Here is a 16,919-nt window from a genome sequence, read left to right on the forward strand (position 1 = left end):
CGTGAGCTTCGCGCTGCTGGAGGAGCCGGGCACCGGGCGCGATCCGGTGACCGCTCGCATCCTGGACGCGGCGCTGGCCGAGCTCGGCGACCACGGGCTGCGCCGGGTCTCGGTGGAGGACATCCGGCGCCGCGCGAAGGTCGACCGCACCACCGTGTACCGCCGCTTCGGCACCAAGGACGAGCTCATCGCCGCCGCGCTGCAGCGCTGGATCCTGCGCGTGCTGAGGGAGATCGCCGCCGAGGTCGCGAACCGTCCGACTGTGGGGGAGCGGCTGGTGGAGGGGTTCGTACGCGCGGTGCTGCTGGTCCGCACCGACTCGCTGATCGGCAGGCTGCTGCGCAGCGAGCCGGAGACCTTCCTGCCGCACCTCACCACCGAGGGCGCGCCCATCCTGCGCGCCTGCCGGGAATTCCTGGTCGCCCAGTGCCGCGCGCTGCGCCCGGACTTCGAGGCCGACGCCGCCGCCGAGATCGCGCTGCGGCTGGCCCAGTCCGCCGTGCTCACCCCGGACGGCTGGTCGGACCTGCGCGACGAGGCCGCGCTGCGCGCCTTCGCCACTCGCTACCTCGGTCCGCTCACCCGGTGACCGCGGGGGCTGGTGCCCGGCGTCGCCCGTGCGGCATGATCCGCAGCGAAAGCACACGCAGAGGGAAGGATTCGGGTGCGGAAAACCCTGATCGTCGCGGCACTGATCGCGCTGCCGGTACTCGCGGGCTGCGGCGGGGCGGACGAGCCGCAGCTGACCGCCGCCGACCTCTCGAAGTCGCTGCAGGACAAGGGCCTCAGGGACGCGGCGCTGGCCGACTGCGCGGCCAGGGTCTTCGTCGACGCGGGCATCTCGCAGGCCGGGCTGCGCACGCTGATCAGCGACGACCAGGCCGCCGTGCAGTCCGATCCGGAGAACATGGGAATGAGCGCCGACGACGCCGCCAAGTCGCGCGAGGCGCGCGGCAAGATCGGCACCGAGTGCGTGGCCGGAGCGCGCTGAAAACCGGATTCCGATCCGCCTGACCGCAATGGGTGAGGCGGCGGCCGGGCTCGGTCATCGTTGGGCCATGACCTCCACCCAGTCGCAGCAGACCACAGACGCCGAACTCGACCGGATCTTCCAGCCGATCTTCGCGCGGATCGCCGATGGCGCGGTCGAGCGCGAAGTGGACCGCAGACTGGTGTACGACGAGGTGGCGCAGCTGCGCGCCGCCCGCTTCGGCGCGCTGCGCGCCCCGGTGGAGTCCGGCGGCTACGGCGCGAGCGTGCGGCAGCTGTTCCGGCTGCTCATCGACCTGGCCGCGGCGGAGTCGAACCTGCCGCAGGCACTGCGGGTGCACTTCGTCTTCGTCGAGGACCAGCTGATCGCCGAGGCGGGGGAGGTGCGGGACGAGTGGCTGCGCAGGATCGGCGAGGGGACGCTGGTCGGCAATGCCATCACCGAGCCGGGCGTCGGCGCGGTGGATCGCTACCAGACCCGGCTCACGAAGCGCGGCGACGACTGGGTGCTGGACGGCACCAAGTACTACAGCACCGGCTCGCTCTACGCCGATCACATCCTGGTCGCCGCCGACCGGGACGGCGAGCGGCTCGGCATCCTGGTCGACGCCGATGCCGACGGCGTGCGCAGGCACGACGACTGGGACGGCTTCGGGCAGCGGCTCACCGCCAGCGGCACCACCGAGTTCAGCGGGGTCGTCGTCCCGGCGGACCGGATTCTCGGCCCCGGCTACGGCAACCCCGGCGCTACCTACTCCACCGGCTACCTGCAGCTCTTCCAGCTCGCGGTGCTGGCCGGGATCGCCGCCCGGGCCGAGGCCGACACCCGCGAATGGGTGGCCCGTCGCACCCGCGGCTACACCCACTCCGCCGGTGACCTGCCCCGCCACGACCCGCTGGTGCAGCAGGTGATCGGCAAACTCTCCGCCGCCGCCTTCACCGCCCGCGCCGCCGTGCTCGCCGTCGCCGACGAGCTGGACCGGGTGCTCGCGGCGGGCGCCACCGACGAGCGCGACCTGGTGGCCGTCGAGCTCGCCGCCGCGCAGGCGCAGATCGGCGTCATCGAGACCGTGCTGCCCGCCACCTCGCTGCTCTTCGAGGTCGGCGGCGCCTCGATCACCTCGGAGAAGCTCCGGCTGGACCGGCACTGGCGCAATGCCCGCACCATCTCGGTGCACAACCCGGCCATCCAGAAGGCCCGCGCCATCGGCGACCACCTGCTGAACGGCGCCGAGCTGCCCTTCGCCTGGAGCGCGGGCGAGCGGAAACCCGCCTGACCGCGCGCCGCGCTCAGTCGCCGAGCGAGGCGACGAAAACCGCCGCCAGCTCCTCCAGCCCGGCCCGATCGACCTCGTCGAATCGGCCGGGCTTCGGGCTGTCCAGATCCAGCACCCCCAGCACCGCGCCCCCGCGCCGCAGCGGAATCACGATCTCCGACCGGCTGTCCGCGTCGCAGGCGATGTGCCCGGGGAAGGCGTGCACATCCGGCACGACCTGCGTCTCCCCGCTCGCCGCCGCGGCCCCGCAGACCCCGCGCCCCCACGCGATCCGCACACACGCGGGCTTCCCCTGAAATGGTCCGACCACCAGTTCCGCACCCCGGGTGAAATAGAAACCGGCCCAATTCAGATCCGGGAGGGCGTGGAATATCAACGCCGCGAGATTCGCGGAATTGGCCACCCGGTCGGTTTCCCCGGCGAGCAGCGATTCGGCCTGTTCCCGCAGCTGACGGTACTGTTCGGCCCGGCCGCCGCTGAGCTCGGTGATATCGAACGACATACCGCCGATGGTAGGGCTACCGCCGGGCAATAGCCGGAATCCATTCTCTCTGATCGCAATACTCCAGTGCCGTGCGCGCCGCCCGCACCATTCGGATATGACATCGACTACCTCCACCATCCGCAGCGCGGCCATCGTCGGCGCCGGACAGACCGGTGTCACGGCGGCACTCGGCCTGCTCGACGCCGGGTTCGACGTGACCCTGTACAGCGACAGAGACCAGCGCGCGCTGCGCGACGACGTCCCGGCCACCGGCACCGCGCTGGAGTTCGGCGAGGTGCAGCAGGCCGAATCCGCGCTCGGGCTGGACAGCTACACCGGCCGCGCGCCCCGGCACACCGGGCTCAGCGTGCGCATCGCCGGCCCCGGCCCGGATCGCCCCGAGCTCATCGGCTTCGACGGCACCTTCGACGGCTACGTCGGCGTCGCGGTCGACACCAGGCTCAAGGCCGACGAGCGGCTCACCGAGTTCCGGAGCAGGGGCGGCACCTTCGTGGTCGAGGCGGTGACCCCGGAGGCGCTGGACGGCATCGCCGCGAAGCACGACCTCACCCTGGTCGCCACCGGCAAGGCCGGGCTCGTCGACCTCTTCCCGGTGGACAGCGCCCGGACCGTCTACGACGAGCCGCAGCGCAGCCTGCTCGCGCTCACCGTCGGCGGGCTCGGCGCCGGGCGCGAGGTCTTCGCGCACCGCAGCCCGGCCGGCGGCGCGCACAGCCTCTTCTCCATCGTCGCCGACCAGGGCGAGGTCTGGTGGGGGCCGTACCTGCACAAGGACGTCGGCTGGACCTGGGCCTTCATCGGCTGGGCGCGGCCGGGCAGCGACTGGGAGCAGCGCTTCGCCGCCGCCGACTCCGCCGAGTCCGCGCACCGCATCGTGCAGCAGCTCTACCGCGACTACCTCGAATGGGATCTGCCCGAGGTGCTCGCCACCCGGCACCTGAGCGAGGACCCGCACTCGTGGCTCAGGGGCGCCGTGCGCCCGGTGGTGCGCGAGGGCGTCGGGTACACCGCGAGCGGCCACGCCGTCGGCGCGCTCGGCGACACCGCGGTGGCGCACGACCCGGTGGCCGGGCAGGGCGCGCAGGGCGGGCTGGTGCAGGCGCAGCGGCTGGTCGCCGCGGCCGCCGTGCACGACGGGCCGTTCGACGCCGCCTGGCTGGGCGCGCGGTACGCGGAGTTCCTCGCCTACCGCGCCGAGGCCGCCGCCAAGGTGACCCGGCTCTTCCTCAGCGACCCGGAGTTCGGCGAGATCGGCAATGCCTTCTTCGCCGCCGCCGCGGTACACCCCAGGTTCGCCTCGGCGCTGGTCGGGCTGCTGCACCGGCCGCAGCCCTTCGCCGAGATCGAGTCCGTCGACGATGCCCTCGCCTACATCTCCCTGATCACCGGCGAGGACGCGGGCGAACTGCTGGCGAAGTTCGCCCCCGCGGGCCGCTTCGCGCGCTCGGAGTACCAGGCCGACGCCGTCCCGGCCTGACGTTACGCCCCCGCCTCGGGCATCGATGGCACCGCCGATCGGATCGCGGGGATTCAAACCCTCGGCCGATCCGGTCGCCGGTGCTGACATGGAAGACGACCCCGGCCGGGCGCGGCCGACGCTAGGAGACACGTATGACCACCGAGAAGATCGCCGAGCAGATCCGGTTCGCCTACTGGGTGCCCAATGTCAGCGGGGGGCTGGTCACCAGCGACATCGAGCAGCGCACCAGCTGGGATTTCGAGTACAACAGGAAGCTCGCGCAGACCGCGGAGAACAACGGCTTCGACTACGCGCTCTCCCAGGTGCGCTACACCGCCTCCTACGGCGCCGAGTTCCAGCACGAATCCACCTCGTTCAGCCTGGCGCTGCTCGGCGCCACCGAGCGGCTCAAGGTGATCGCCGCCGTGCACCCCGGGCTCTGGCACCCGGCGGTGCTCGCCAAGTTCGGCGCCACCGCCGACCATCTCTCCAACGGCCGGTTCGCCATCAATGTGGTCTCCGGCTGGTTCGCAGGCGAGTTCAAGGCGCTCGGCGAGCCGTGGCTGGAGCACGACGAGCGGTACCGCCGCAGTGGCGAGTTCCTCGAGGTGATCCGCAAGATCTGGACCGAGGACGAGGTGAACTACGGCGGCGATTTCTACCGCATCCGCGATTTCACCCTCAAGCCCAAGCCGCTGAACACCCCCGAGCGCCCGAACCCGGAGCTCTTCCAGGGCGGAAACTCCAGCGCGGCCCGCCGCAACGGCGGCTACTACGCCGACTGGTACTTCTCCAACGGCAAGGATTTCGACGGCGTCATCGAGCAGCTCACCGACGTGCGCGGGCACGCCCGCGAGCGGAACCGCGAGGTGAACTTCGGGCTGAACGGCTTCATCATCGCCCGCGACACCGAGAAGGAGGCCCGCGAGACGCTGCGCGAGATCATCGCCAAGGCGAACAAACCCGCGGTCGAGGGCTTCCGGGAGGCCGTGCAGCAGGCGGGCGCCGCCACCGGCGATCGCAAGGGCATGTGGGCCGACTCCACCTTCGAGGACCTGGTCCAGTACAACGACGGCTTCCGCACCCAGCTCATCGGCACGCCGGAGCAGGTCGCGGAGCGCATCGTCGCCTACCGGAAGCTCGGCGTCGACCTGATCCTCGGCGGCTTCCTGCACTTCCAAGAGGAGATCGAGTACTTCGGCGCGCGCGTGCTCCCGCTGGTGCGCGAGCTGGAGGCCGCCGAGCAGCCGGTCGCGGTCAGCTGATGTCCGCGGTCGCCGCCGACCGGATCGACCACTTCCGGCGCACTGCGCGCACGCACACCCGGCACGACGTGCGGTGGAAGTATCAGCACATCGGCCGTGCCCCGCTGCGGGGCACGCCGCCACCGCTGCACGGCGTCATCCGGAACGTGCGGAAGGAGAGGACATGACAGTCACCGTCGTGGTCGGCAACCCCAAGCCGGCCTCGCGCACCCTGACCGCCGCGACCCTGCTGGCCAAGGGGCTGCGACCGGGCGAGGAGCCCGCCGTGGTCGACCTGATCGAGTTCGGCGCGGGGCTGCTCGGCTGGGGCGATCCCGCGGTCACCGCCGCCAAGGAGCGGGTAGCCGCCTCCGATCTGGTGATCGTCGCCAGCCCGACCTTCAAAGCCACCTACACCGGGCTGCTCAAGCTCTTCCTCGAGCAGTTCGACGGCGGCACCGGCCTGGCCGGTGTAGTCGCCGTCCCGCTCATGCTCGGCGCCGGGCCCGCCCACGCGCTCGCCCCGGACCTGCTGCTCAAGCCGGTACTGACCGAGATCGGCGCGACCACCGCGCTACCCGGGCTCTACCTCGCCGACCGCACCTTCGCCGAGGACGGAGTCCTGACCGCGTACACCGAGCGCTGGCGGCCGGTGGTCGACGCGCTCATCCTCGGCACGGGAGCGGCGAATCATGCATGACCTCTTCGAATTCCCCGCCGACGGCTCCGGCCTGCGCCGGGCCTTCGCGAACTTCCCCAGCGGGGTGGTCGCGGTGGCCGCCGAGATCGACGGCACGCCCTACGGCCTCGCCGTGAGCACCTTCGTCCCGGTCTCACTCGACCCGCCGCTGGTCTCCTTCTGCGTGCAGAACTCGAGTTCGACCTGGCCGCTGCTGGCCAAGGCCGGGCACCTCGGGCTGAGCCTGCTCGGCACCGACCAGCAGGCAGCCGCCAAGGCTTTGGGCACCCGCGAGGGCGACCGCTTCCACGGCTCCGAGCTGCACCGGGGCACCGGCGAGTCGGTCTTCATCGACGGCGCCTCGGCCTGGATCGAGGGCGTGCCGGAGGCCGAGGTGCCCGCGGGCGACCACAGCGTCGTCATCCTGCGGATCCACCGCATAGCCACCCGCGCCGATATCGAGCCCCTGGTCTTCCAAGGCAGCAAGTTCCGCCGGCTGCTAGCCGGCTAGAAACCCACCCCGAAGGGGGCGAGCAATACGAGCCCCGTTCGCGGCCCGTCCCGTCGTTCAGCGCTCGAAGCGCACGCGCCGCAGGCGCAAGTCTCGAGCGCTGAACGACGGGACTCCCAGGGGCCGCGAACCCGCCCGGCGAAGCCGGGCAAATCAAACGAAGCCGGGCAAATCAAACACAGAGCCCGCCCGCGGCCGACCCCTCGCGGGGGTTGAAGCCGTCCAGGATGGTGCACGGAGTGCCGTCGGCGATCGGCACGAAGACCAGCGCGAACGCCTTGCGGTTGACGCACTGCACGGTGGCCGGGCGGTAACCGGTGGCCGCCTGCTGTGCGTCGTAGGTGTAGCCCTGTTCCGCACACGCCGCCGTCGCCGCCTGCACGTAGGCCTCGATCACCGGGTCCGCGGCGGCATTCCCGGCCCCCGCCACGGTCAGCGCCGCGGCCGCGGCCGTCCCCGCCAGCATCGCAATTTTCCTCATGGGCGGAATAGTAAGCGGTCGAATGCTTTTCGTACGAATTTCGGCCTCGTGCGAACCGATCAGGAATCGAGAAGCGCAGGTAGCGGCCGCGCTCCTAGCGTTGACCGCATGGAACTCAGCATCGACCAGACCTTCCTCCCGCACACCGACCCCGACGCCGCGCTCACCTTCTACCGCGACGCACTCGGCTTCGAGGTCCGCAACGACGTCGGCTCCGGCGCCATGCGCTGGATCACCGTCGCCCCGCCCGGCGCCACCTCGATCGTGCTCTACCCCCTTGACGGCGACCCCGACCTCGCCGCCGCCGAGCGCAGCACCATCGCCGCCCTGATGGAGCGGGGCAGCTACGCCCGCATCCACCTCGCCACCCCCGACCTCACCGCCGTCTTCGACCGCATCCAGGCCGCGGGCGCCGACGTCGTCCAGGAGCCCACCGACCAGCCGTGGGGCGTCCGCGACTGCGCCTTCCGCGACCCCGCGGGCAACCTCGTCCGGATCAACCAGAAGGGTTGAGCTCTCATGTCCCTCTCGCTCTGGTTCCAGCGCACGACGAACGCCCGCACCGCCACCCGCATCCGCCGTAAGGGCGGGGCCATGATGGGGATGGAGATGCTGATCCTGCACACCGTCGGTCGCAGGTCCGGGGAGCCGCGGGAGACCCCGCTCAGCTGGTTCGCCGACGGCGCCGACCGGCTGGTCGTCGCCTCCGGCGGCGGCGACCGCAACCCCGATTGGTACGCCAACCTGCGCGCCAACCCCGCGCGGGTCGCCATCGAGCTGCACGGCTCATCACCCACCCCCGTCACCGCCACCCCGCTCGATGGTGCCGAGCGGGAGCAGGCCTGGGCGCGGATCGTGGAGGCGCAGCCGCGGTACGCGAAGTACCAGAAGAAGTCGGACCGCGAGTATCCCCTGGTCCGCCTCGCGGCTCGGTAGTGCGCTACGGCCAGCGCTTGGTGACTTGCCCGTTCGCGCCCACCGCGTACGCCGCCGGGCCACCTTTGGCGACGGCGCGGTGGATCCGGGGCCGCGCGGCATGCAGCCGCTCCACCATCTCGCTGACCTTTAGTTGACGGCTTTCCAGGTAGAAGAGCGGAGCGCTGTAATCGATCAACGGCTGCCGTTCGACCGGCCGGGAGCGGATCTTGCCGTCCTTGCAGAGCGGAATCCAGCCGCGCTCCAGCCCGTACCGGATCCACTCCTCGTCCGCGGTGCCCTGGGCATCGTCCGCGAAGTGGTGGGCGATGAGGTGCACCTGCCACCCGAGCGCCCGCAGCCCCTCCGGAACGAGCTTGCCGAGATTGCGGTCGATGAAGAACTCAGGCTGCGCGGCAGACCGCTTCGGCTTCCGCACGCGTCAGGCCGTAGTTCTCGGCGACGACGTCCAGCGACTCCCCGGCCCGCCAGAGGTCGACGATCGCCTGCACCTGCACCTTGTTCCGCTCAACGACCGGATCCCCCCAACTGAACCGCGGATCGATGATCACCGGCGCCGCATCCGGGAAGCGCCGCAATCGCAGACGGTTCGCGTACCCGTCCTCGTCCCACCCTATGTAGGTCAAACTGCCCTCGATCACCTCGCGCACCGGCATCTGCCGGTCCCCGACCCGCGCGAATTCCCCATCGCTGTGCTGCAGGAATATATCGATACCGTCGGTCGCGATCTTGCTGCTCGCCAGCGCGTAGGGCGTCGCGAATTCCCGGCGCAGCTCGTCGGCGGCCTGCCGGATACGCTGCTTGCTGAAATGCAGATCCGTCCGCAGCACCCGCAGTACGTACGCCTCGACCATGGCGATGAACGGCACGCTGGTCCGTCCGCGCCGCTCGGGCTCGACCCGATGTACCAGTGGTCCGCCGGGCGCGTCGTCGGCCAGCCACCCGTACACGGTGCTCGGCGGAATGACCAGATGGTGCGCGACTTCGCCGGGAGTAAACAGCGCGTCCTTGAAGCGATCGACCACCCCCGCACCTCCCTACCTGCGCTGGTCGACGAAAGCAGTATGGCCAGGGCATCGGCCCTGGCCATACTGTAGAGCCGATGACGGGAATCGAACCCGCGCCATCTGCTTGGGAAGCAGAAGTTCTACCATTGAACTACATCGGCATGCGCCGGAGCGCGACCGCCAGCGTAGCAGATCGGGCGGTGGACGAGGCAAATCCCGCGTCAGCGCCGGCTCCTGAGCTCCTTGAGCAACGCAACCCCGGCCCCCGCCTCCGGCGTCTCCACCAGCATCGGAACCTTCCGCAGTACCGGCGACCCGAACAACCCCGGCAGCGGCGCGACACCGAGAAACCCGCTCCCGAGCGACGCATGCCGATCCCGCTTCGACCCCCGCGGATCCTGACTGTCATTGACGTGCAACAGATCCAGCCGCCCGACAGCGGTAGCCAACCCGCGCAGCACCTTCCTGAGCCGGAACGGCGTGGAGAGATCCTCACCGGCAGCGTGCAGGTGACACGTGTCGAGGCACAAACCGACCCGGGGATCGTTCAAGGCCGCGAAGTACTCGACGGTGCTGGCACTGTCGGAGGCCAGCGCGGCCCCGCCACCCGCGGTCGGCTCGATGAGCAATGAGGGCCCGGGCGGCGCGGCATCGAGCAGCGGCCCGAGCGCATCGGGTAGCCGCCGCAGCGCCTCACCTCGAAAATCAGGGGTAATGGACGACCCGGCGTGCAGGATCACGCCGAGCGCCCCGACCAGAGCGGCCCGCCGCAGACACTCGGCCAGCGCGGCAAGGGAATTGGCCAGGACGGCGGGGTCGGGCGAGCCCACGTTCAGCAAATAGGGCGCGTGGATGTAAACGGAAATCCCAGCCGCACCGCAGTACGAGCGAAAGGCCGAAGCATCCGCGAGATCGAGAGCAGGCGCCTTCCACCCCCGCGGATTTCCGGAGAAGAACTGCACCACCTCCGCTCCGATCGCCGCGGTCTCCCGCACCCCGGTCTTCATCAGCCCACCGGACACCCGGATGGCCGCGCCGATCGGAGCCATCAGAAGACGCTGTATCCGCCGTCGATGAGCAGCGTGTCGGCGGTGTGGAAGGCGCTGGCGGGGCTGGCCAGATACACCGCGACGGACTCGAAGTCCCGGGTCGTGCCCCAGCGGCCGACGGGAACCCGCGGCTGCACCCGTTCCCGGAACCGATCCCAGGCGAAGATCCCCTCGGTCATCGGCGTCTCCACCCACCCGGGTAGCACCGAGTTGGCCCGCACCCCGTGCCGCGAGAGCTCGACGGCGATCGAATTCATCATGGCGATCAGCCCGGCCTTGCTCGCGGCATACGACTGCCCGCGCGCGGGGCCCTGCCGCGCGGCGAGGCTGGCGGTGCCGACCAGGCTGCCACCGTCACCCTGCGCGACGATCACCTTGGCGGCCTCGCGCAGCGTGACGAACGCGGCGTCCAGATTGATCGAGGTCACCGAGCGGAAATCGGCGAGGCTGGTCTCCAGGAATGGAGTGGTCGTCTGCGGAACACCGGCGTTCACGAAGCAGGAGTCGATCCGGCCGAGCTCGGCGGCGGCGCGGCCGATGGTGTCCGCGATCTGCTGTTCCTCGCCCACATCACAGGCCAGCGCGAGCACCTCGCCGCCGAAACCGCGCAGCTCGGCGGCCGCGGCCTCGTTGCGCGAGACATTCCGCCCGATCACGCAGACGGCGGCCCCGGCACGAGCGAGCCCGCGGGCGAAGCCGAGCCCGATCCCGGAGTTTCCGCCGGTGACCACAGCCACATGCCCGGTCAGGTCGAACGGGTTCGAGTCGGTCATCGGCACAACCTCCGGTCGCTGGCGAATACCGGCAGGACGGGCGCGCCGGTGAACAGGTGCGAGGATATCTGCCTCGTCGTCGCACCCGGGGCGGGCCGGCCGGATCGGCCGGACGATACGCTCACCCCGTGCTCCTCTCCGATCGTGACCTGCGCGCCGAGATCGCCGCCGGCCGGCTCGGCGTCGAGCCGCTGCTGGAGAACGCCGTCCAGCCGTCGAGCATCGACATCCGCTTGGACGGGCTGTTCCGGGTCTTCGACAACTCCCGCTACACCCACATCGACCCGGCCCGCCGCCAGGACGAGCTGACCAGCCTGGTCGAGCCGCCCGACGGCGAGCCCTTCGTCCTGCACCCCGGTGAGTTCGTGCTCGGCTCGACGCTGGAGGTGTGCTCACTCCCGGACGACCTGGCGGGCCGCCTGGAGGGAAAGTCGAGCCTGGGCAGGCTCGGGCTGCTCACGCACTCGACGGCGGGTTTCATCGACCCGGGGTTCAGCGGGCACATCACGCTGGAGCTCTCGAATGTCGCGAATCTGCCGATCACGCTCTGGCCGGGCATGAAGATCGGCCAGCTCTGTCTGTTCCGGCTGAGCAGCCCGGCCGAGCACCCGTACGGCAGCGCGGCCGCGGGGTCGAAATATCAGGGCCAGCGTGGGCCGACACCGTCGCGCTCCTACCTGAACTTCTCGCTGCCGCCCGCGGTCGTCGAGGGCACCGAGCGGCGCTGAGCCGGGTGCTCGCCGCGGTCATCGGGTGGGCCGCTGTCAGGCGGTCGCGGCCAGCGCGGTGCGCAGCACGGTGGAGAGCGCGGGCAGCGCGGCGTCGCGCTCCGGCGGGATCACCCAGTGGCACCCCTCCCTGGTCCAGCGCCCGAGCCCGGTGGGGAGCATGACCGCGCTGCCGATCCCCGGCAGCCCGATGTCGTTGCGCCCGAGCGATTCCAGCACCTGCGGCCCCGGCGCGATATCCGGCTCGGCCAGGAAGCTCCAGCGAATCTGCCTGGCCAGCACGGGACCCCTCGACCCGTGCCGATCCAGCGCCGCGCGCACCCGGTGCGCGCGGATGGCGGGCACGTGCACCACCCCGATCCGCCCGGTGATCGGCAGCATGAGGTAGCCGCCGCGCTCGGCGACGGGTAGGCCGTACTCTTCGCGGTAGTGGGTCACCCACTCCGCCGTGGTGATCGGTCGGTCGACGCCCATGGCCGCCTCCTCGCCCTGCCATGGACCCAGGATGGGCGGTTCGCCCGGCCCCGGCAGCGCACCCGCGCCAGCGCATCGCTGCCCCTGCGCTGCCCCACTCGCACTGCCACTGATAGCGATTGCGAATTCCCTGTGGCCGCACCCACAAACCGCCCGTACCCTGGGAGGGAGAGTTCGTGCGGGAAGGGATGACATCGTGGTCCGGCACTGGTCAGGAAGAGAGGCCCGGGCCCTTCGCGATGCCAAGCGCATGAGTATCCGGGAGTTCGCCGCCCATCTCGGCGTGCACGAACGCCTGGTATCGAAGTGGGAGGCGGGCGGCGCCCGGGTCCGCCCACGACCGATCAATCAAGCCGCTCTGGATACATCCCTCGCCAGGTCCGACGATGTCGTGCGGGCACGTTTCGCGGCGCTGATCGAGCACGCGCAGGAGGAACGCCCTTCCGTTCCGCAGCCCGATCACCAGCAGCCCGACAACCAGCAGCGCGCTCGCGCCGGAGCGCGCATCGGGTACTCCAGCGACGCCGATCTGCTCGCCCTGATAGACGCGGGCGCACTGAGAGGCGATGCGCTGACCGCTGTTTCGGAGAGGGATCTGATCATGGCTGCTGCCCATGAGGCCAGCGAACACGCGGGCCGGGCCGAGGGGACGAATGTGGGCGCGACCACGCTGGAACAGCTGGACGCGGATGTGTCGCGGATCGCGAACGACTACGTGCACGTGCCCCCGGTGCCGATGGCGGTCGAGATGATGCGCGTGCGCCGCCGCGTCTACCGACTACTCGAGGGGCGCCAGCAGCCCGCCGACACCAGCCACCTCTATCTCCTCGCCGGCATCCTCTCCGGGCTGCTGGCCAATGCCAGCACCGATCTCGGGCACTACGACGCCGCGGGCGATCAGGTGCGCGCGGCCTTCGCCTACGGCGAGCTGAGCAAGCACAACGGCTTACGCGCCTGGACCCGCGGCATGCACGCGCTCGTCGAGTACTGGTCGGACCGCCCCCGGCGCGGCGTCGAACTCGCCCGCAGCGGGCTCGCCTACGCCGACTCGCCGACCGCGCGGGTGCGGCTGCTGAATATCGAGGCGCGCATCTGGTCCCGCCTCGGCAGCGCCGACGACGTGGAGCGCTGCATCCGCGCCGCCGAGGACGCCAAGGCGGGCGCGGGCACCGTCGACCTGCTGCACGATGAGATCGGCGGAGTCTTCGGCTTCGGCGCGGCCAAGGCGCAGTACTACGCGGGCGCCACCCTGATCGACCTCGGCCGCGCCGACCCGGCGCTGGCCGCCACCGAGCAGGCCATCGAGCTCTACGCCAGCGGGCCGTCGCACCAGCGCTCGTACGGCGCCGAATCGCTGGCCCGAGTGGATAATGCCACCGCGCACCTGGTCAATGGCAGCCTGGACGGCGCCGCCGAGGCGCTGGTGCCTGTCCTCAGGCTGGACGAGGACAAGCGGATCAAGCAGCTCCAGGAGCGGCTCGGCGGAGTGCGCAGGCGGATCGCCGCGCCGCACTTCCGGGATGCCGCGGGCGCGCGCGAACTGGACGAGCGGATCGAGGAGTTCTGCGCGAGCACCGCGGTCCGCGGAATTGCGGGGGGCCAGGGCTGACCTGCGAGGAGTCCGGTCGGCGAAAACTGGACCCTTTCGCTACCGGAGGGTAGCCGGACCGGATATCCGGTTGCGGTTGGTGGCACCATGGAGCGGGTGAGCCCCAGTCATCCCGCCCCGCGTGTGCTCGAGCAGAGCACGAAGCTGCAGAACGTCGTCTACGAGATCCGTGGACCGGTGAACGCGCAGGCGGCACGGCTGGAGGCCGAGGGGCACCGCATCCTCAAGCTCAATATCGGCAACCCCGCGCCCTTCGGCTTCGAGGCCCCCGACGTGATCATGCGCGACATCATCGCCGCGCTGCCGAATGCCCAGGGGTACTCGGAGTCGAAGGGGATACTGCCCGCCCGCCGCGCCATCGTCACCAGGTACGAGCTGGTCCCCGGCTTCCCCGAGCTCGACGTCGACCACGTCTACCTGGGCAATGGCGTCTCCGAGCTGATCACCATCACCATGCAGGCGCTGCTCGACAACGGCGACGAGGTACTCATCCCCGCGCCCGACTACCCGCTCTGGACCGCCATGACCAGCCTGGCCGGCGGCACCCCCGTGCACTACCTCTGCGACGAGGCGGACGGCTGGCAGCCGGATATCGCCGATATCGAGTCGAAGATCACCGACCGCACCAAGGCGCTGCTGGTGATCAACCCGAACAACCCGACCGGCGCGGTCTACTCCGCCGAGGTGCTGCAGCAGCTCGCCGACGTGGCCCGCAGGCACCAGCTGCTGCTGCTCGCCGACGAGATCTACGACAAGATCCTGTACGACGACGCCAAGCACATCTCGCTCGCCACCATGGCCCCCGACCTGCTCTGCCTCACCTTCAACGGCCTGTCGAAGGCGTACCGGGTGGCCGGGTACCGCTCCGGCTGGCTCGCCATCACCGGCCCCAAGGAGCACGCCGCCGGTTTCCTGGAGGGCATCGACCTGCTCGCTTCCTCCCGGCTCTGCCCGAATGTCCCCGCGCAGCACGCCATCCAGGTGGCGCTCGGCGGGCACCAGAGCATCGAGGATCTGATCCTGCCCGGCGGCAGGCTGCTGGAGCAGCGCGATGTCGCGTGGGAGCGGCTCAATATGATCCCCGGCGTCTCCTGCGTGAAGCCCAAGGGCGCGCTCTACGCCTTCCCCCGCCTCGACCCCGAGGTGCACGAGATCCACGACGACCAGAAACTCGTGCTCGACCTGCTGCTGCAGGAGAAGATCCTGATGGTCCAGGGCACCGGCTTCAACTGGCCGAACCACGACCACCTGCGCATCGTGACGCTCCCGTGGGCCCGCGATTTGGCGGTCGCCATCGAGCGCTTCGGGAACTTCCTCTCCTCCTACAGGCAGTAAGTCCCCTGTTTAAGCGGGGTGAAACAAACCTTATGTATGGATACAACCGAGTTTTGAAGACTGACTAGCGCAAAACGAGGACGTTTGTGTACAGTGGGCCTCGGCACTTCGAGTGCCCGGTCGGATTGTCTACCCCCCCTGGACAATCCGATCATCGGGTCCGGCCGCCTACCCCCCTGGGCCGTCGGCTCGCGGGCGGCGGAGACATCCCCCTGCTCTCCGCCGCCCCTTCCCGAATTCCCCCTCCGCACCGCCCTCCCGCTGGTCGCGGAGATGACAACCACATCCTTTAAGCTCGCCCGGTGAGCGATCATCACCACCACCATCACGACCACTCCGGTCCCATCGCGATCGGCGCGACCGCGGCCAGGGTGGTCGTCGGCCTGCTCGCCGTGATCGGCGTCCTGGTGGTGGCCGGTGCGGTGCTGCTGTGGCCGAGCAAGCAGCACGTCGAGATCCCGCTGCCCATGCAGAACGCGGGCGGCGGCGCGGTGCAGACCGAGGCCGGGACGGTGGTTCAGCAGGACATCGGGCCGTGTGGCAGCCCGTCGCAGGGCAAGGTCTTCGCCGATGTGCCCGAGGCGCCGCGGGTGAATGCCTACGAATGCCAGCGTTCGCTGATCAGCATCGACTCCGGGGTGCATCAGGGGAATCGCACGCTCTTCGAGATCGCGCCCGGGCCCGGGCAGCCGGATCTGCGGGTCGGTGACGAGATTCGGATCGTCCGGCAGACCGACCCCTCGGGCGCGCCGATGTACTCCTTCGACGACTACGCGCGCGGGCTGCCCTTGACGCTCATCGTGATCGTCTTCGTTGTGGTGATCATCGCGGTCGCGCGGTGGCGTGGGTTGCGGGCGCTGCTCGGGCTCGGCTTCGCCTTCGGGGTGCTCGTGGTCTTCATGCTGCCGGCGCTCTTGGATGGCAAACCGGCCATTCCGGTTGCGCTGGTCGCCGGTTCGCTGATTCTGTACTCGGTGCTGTACCTGGCGCACGGGGTGAACCTGCGGACCAGTTCGGCGCTGCTCGGCACGCTGACCTCGATGGTGCTGGCGGCGGTGCTCTCCTGGGTCGCTATCGAGATGACGCGGATCACCGGTCTCTCCGAGGAGCAGAACACCAACGTCGCCACGTACTTGCAGCACGTGAGCATTACCGGGCTGCTGTTGGCGGGGTTCATCATCGGGTCGCTCGGTGTGCTCAACGACGTCACCATTACGCAGGCGGCTGCTGCTTTCGAGTTGGCGGCGCTGGACGAGAAGGCTTCGCGGCGGGAGATTTTCGCCGCTGCCATGCGGGTGGGGCGGGATCACATCGCCAGCACCGTGTACACGCTGGTGCTCGCCTACGCCGGTGGGGCGTTGCCGCTGCTGCTGTTGTTCAGCGTTGCGGGGCGTTCCATCCGGGATGTGCTGGTCGGGGATGCGGTAGCGATCGAGATCGCTCGTTCCGCGGTCGGTGGTATTGCTTTGGCGTTGTCGGTGCCGCTGACGACGATTATCGCGACATTGCTGGCGCGGCCGTTCGGGGGGAAGGCGAAGGAGCCGGTTCGTGCGGCGCGACGTCCGGTCGATGCGCGGAAGCCCGCACGGGCGGGTTCGCGGACACCGGGGCAGGGGACAGAGCGGGTGCGGCGGCCTTCCGGGGGTTCGTCTTCTCGGACCAACGAGTCCGGGAGGCGGCGGCCCATGAAGCCGAGTTCGTCCTGGGCGGATGCCCCGACGCCGCCGCAGGGGACTCGGGCCCCCACACCCCCGCCGCAGGGTTGGCCGCGGAACGATGAGCCGCCTCGCTCGCGGCACTCGCGCGAGTAGGGCGGCTCACCCGAGCGGTAGCGGCAGATCCAACACGTCGAACGTCGGAGC

20 protein-coding genes, 1 tRNA gene and 1 pseudogene are annotated in these 16,919 nt (G+C 70.3%); 14 read left to right on the plus strand and 8 right to left on the minus strand.

Annotation, left to right across the window (positions count from 1 at the left end; all coding sequences use genetic code 11):
• The first annotated feature begins 1 nt into the window (after position 1).
• From NH2_RS26925 to NH2_RS26935, 3 genes are all read left to right on the plus strand, one after another.
• Positions 2 to 589, plus strand: a complete 588-nt coding sequence (locus NH2_RS26925; protein WP_067660438.1) for a TetR/AcrR family transcriptional regulator — start codon at positions 2 to 4, stop codon at positions 587 to 589.
• Between the two features lie 75 nt (positions 590 to 664).
• A complete protein-coding gene (locus NH2_RS26930) occupies positions 665 to 991 on the plus strand; it encodes a hypothetical protein (protein WP_067660441.1) in 327 nt (108 codons plus the stop codon).
• 67 nt (positions 992 to 1,058) lie between these two features.
• The gene (locus tag NH2_RS26935; RefSeq protein WP_067660444.1) at positions 1,059 to 2,267 is read left to right on the plus strand and encodes an acyl-CoA dehydrogenase family protein; all 1,209 of its coding nucleotides are present in this window, start codon (positions 1,059 to 1,061) and stop codon (positions 2,265 to 2,267) included.
• Between the two features lie 13 nt (positions 2,268 to 2,280).
• Here NH2_RS26935 and msrC read toward each other — a convergent pair whose 3' ends face one another.
• Positions 2,281 to 2,904, minus strand: coding sequence for a free L-methionine (R)-S-oxide reductase MsrC (gene msrC / locus NH2_RS26940; protein ID WP_369690068.1), 624 nt, complete (start codon positions 2,902 to 2,904; stop codon positions 2,281 to 2,283).
• Between msrC and NH2_RS26945 the strand changes: the two genes are divergently transcribed.
• The 5 genes from NH2_RS26945 to NH2_RS26960 all read left to right on the plus strand — a co-directional run bounded on the left by NH2_RS26945 (position 2,867) and on the right by NH2_RS26960 (position 6,665).
• Complete coding sequence (locus NH2_RS26945; RefSeq protein WP_067660450.1) at positions 2,867 to 4,249, plus strand: styrene monooxygenase/indole monooxygenase family protein; 1,383 nt, start codon at positions 2,867 to 2,869, stop codon at positions 4,247 to 4,249. The genes msrC and NH2_RS26945 overlap by 38 nt on opposite strands.
• Before the next feature lie 134 nt (positions 4,250 to 4,383).
• On the plus strand, positions 4,384 to 5,496 hold the full coding sequence (gene sfnG, locus NH2_RS26950) for a dimethylsulfone monooxygenase SfnG (RefSeq protein WP_067660453.1): 1,113 nt from the start codon (positions 4,384 to 4,386) through the stop codon (positions 5,494 to 5,496).
• Positions 5,496 to 5,663 carry a hypothetical protein gene (locus NH2_RS29110; RefSeq protein ID WP_157103994.1) on the plus strand — a complete coding sequence of 56 codons (168 nt, stop codon included), beginning with the start codon at positions 5,496 to 5,498 and terminating at the stop codon, positions 5,661 to 5,663. The genes sfnG and NH2_RS29110 overlap by 1 nt, the downstream gene beginning before the upstream one ends.
• Positions 5,660 to 6,175, plus strand: coding sequence for an NADPH-dependent FMN reductase (locus tag NH2_RS26955; RefSeq protein ID WP_067660456.1), 516 nt, complete (start codon positions 5,660 to 5,662; stop codon positions 6,173 to 6,175). Before NH2_RS29110 ends, NH2_RS26955 begins: the two co-directional genes overlap by 4 nt.
• Positions 6,168 to 6,665 carry a flavin reductase family protein gene (locus NH2_RS26960; protein WP_067660459.1) on the plus strand — a complete coding sequence of 166 codons (498 nt, stop codon included), beginning with the start codon at positions 6,168 to 6,170 and terminating at the stop codon, positions 6,663 to 6,665. The genes NH2_RS26955 and NH2_RS26960 overlap by 8 nt, the downstream gene beginning before the upstream one ends.
• 172 nt (positions 6,666 to 6,837) lie before the next feature.
• Here NH2_RS26960 and NH2_RS26965 read toward each other — a convergent pair whose 3' ends face one another.
• Complete coding sequence (locus NH2_RS26965; RefSeq protein ID WP_157103995.1) at positions 6,838 to 7,146, minus strand: hypothetical protein; 309 nt, start codon at positions 7,144 to 7,146, stop codon at positions 6,838 to 6,840.
• 108 nt (positions 7,147 to 7,254) lie between these two features.
• Here NH2_RS26965 and NH2_RS26970 point away from each other — a divergent pair, with 108 nt between their 5' ends.
• Both NH2_RS26970 and NH2_RS26975 read left to right on the plus strand, forming a co-directional pair.
• Positions 7,255 to 7,659, plus strand: a complete 405-nt coding sequence (locus NH2_RS26970) for a VOC family protein (RefSeq protein WP_067660465.1) — start codon at positions 7,255 to 7,257, stop codon at positions 7,657 to 7,659.
• 6 nt (positions 7,660 to 7,665) lie between these two features.
• A complete protein-coding gene (locus NH2_RS26975; RefSeq protein WP_067660470.1) occupies positions 7,666 to 8,082 on the plus strand; it encodes a nitroreductase family deazaflavin-dependent oxidoreductase in 417 nt (138 codons plus the stop codon).
• 4 nt (positions 8,083 to 8,086) lie between these two features.
• Here the strand turns inward: NH2_RS26975 and NH2_RS26980 are convergent, their stop codons facing one another.
• From NH2_RS26980 to NH2_RS27000, 5 genes are all read right to left on the minus strand, one after another.
• Entirely contained in the window at positions 8,087 to 8,500 is a 414-nt protein-coding gene (locus NH2_RS26980; protein WP_067660475.1) for a PIN-like domain-containing protein, read from the minus strand.
• The gene (locus tag NH2_RS26985) at positions 8,466 to 9,107 is read right to left on the minus strand and encodes a DUF433 domain-containing protein (protein ID WP_067660478.1); all 642 of its coding nucleotides are present in this window, start codon (positions 9,105 to 9,107) and stop codon (positions 8,466 to 8,468) included. The genes NH2_RS26980 and NH2_RS26985 overlap by 35 nt, the downstream gene beginning before the upstream one ends.
• 72 nt (positions 9,108 to 9,179) lie before the next feature.
• Positions 9,180 to 9,250 (minus strand) — tRNA-Gly (locus NH2_RS26990).
• Between the two features lie 60 nt (positions 9,251 to 9,310).
• On the minus strand, positions 9,311 to 10,138 hold the full coding sequence (locus NH2_RS26995; protein ID WP_067660481.1) for a deoxyribonuclease IV: 828 nt from the start codon (positions 10,136 to 10,138) through the stop codon (positions 9,311 to 9,313).
• Entirely contained in the window at positions 10,138 to 10,911 is a 774-nt protein-coding gene (locus tag NH2_RS27000) for an SDR family NAD(P)-dependent oxidoreductase (protein ID WP_067660484.1), read from the minus strand. The genes NH2_RS26995 and NH2_RS27000 overlap by 1 nt, the downstream gene beginning before the upstream one ends.
• A 128-nt stretch (positions 10,912 to 11,039) precedes the next feature.
• Between NH2_RS27000 and dcd the strand changes: the two genes are divergently transcribed.
• Positions 11,040 to 11,639 (plus strand): dCTP deaminase, encoded by a 600-nt coding sequence (gene dcd / locus NH2_RS27005; RefSeq protein WP_067660487.1) that lies wholly within the window; start codon positions 11,040 to 11,042, stop codon positions 11,637 to 11,639.
• Positions 11,640 to 11,675: 36 nt separating this feature from the next.
• Here the strand turns inward: dcd and NH2_RS27010 are convergent, their stop codons facing one another.
• Complete coding sequence (locus tag NH2_RS27010; RefSeq protein WP_067660490.1) at positions 11,676 to 12,113, minus strand: hypothetical protein; 438 nt, start codon at positions 12,111 to 12,113, stop codon at positions 11,676 to 11,678.
• 250 nt (positions 12,114 to 12,363) lie between these two features.
• Here NH2_RS27010 and NH2_RS27015 point away from each other — a divergent pair, with 250 nt between their 5' ends.
• The 3 genes and pseudogenes from NH2_RS27015 to NH2_RS27025 all read left to right on the plus strand — a co-directional run.
• On the plus strand, positions 12,364 to 13,722 hold the full coding sequence (locus NH2_RS27015) for a helix-turn-helix domain-containing protein (protein WP_084505937.1): 1,359 nt from the start codon (positions 12,364 to 12,366) through the stop codon (positions 13,720 to 13,722).
• A gap of 87 nt (positions 13,723 to 13,809) precedes the next feature.
• Positions 13,810 to 15,057: a pyridoxal phosphate-dependent aminotransferase gene (locus NH2_RS27020; RefSeq protein ID WP_067660496.1), complete on the plus strand. Its 1,248-nt coding sequence runs from the start codon at positions 13,810 to 13,812 to the stop codon at positions 15,055 to 15,057.
• Between the two features lie 302 nt (positions 15,058 to 15,359).
• A pseudogene (locus NH2_RS27025) lies at positions 15,360 to 16,634 on the plus strand (YibE/F family protein); the annotation flags it as partial.
• Positions 16,635 to 16,919: the final 285 nt, after the last annotated feature.

The sequence above is a fragment of the Nocardia harenae NBRC 108248 genome (assembly GCF_001612885.1).
Taxonomy (GTDB): Bacteria; Actinomycetota; Actinomycetes; order Mycobacteriales; family Mycobacteriaceae; genus Nocardia; species Nocardia harenae.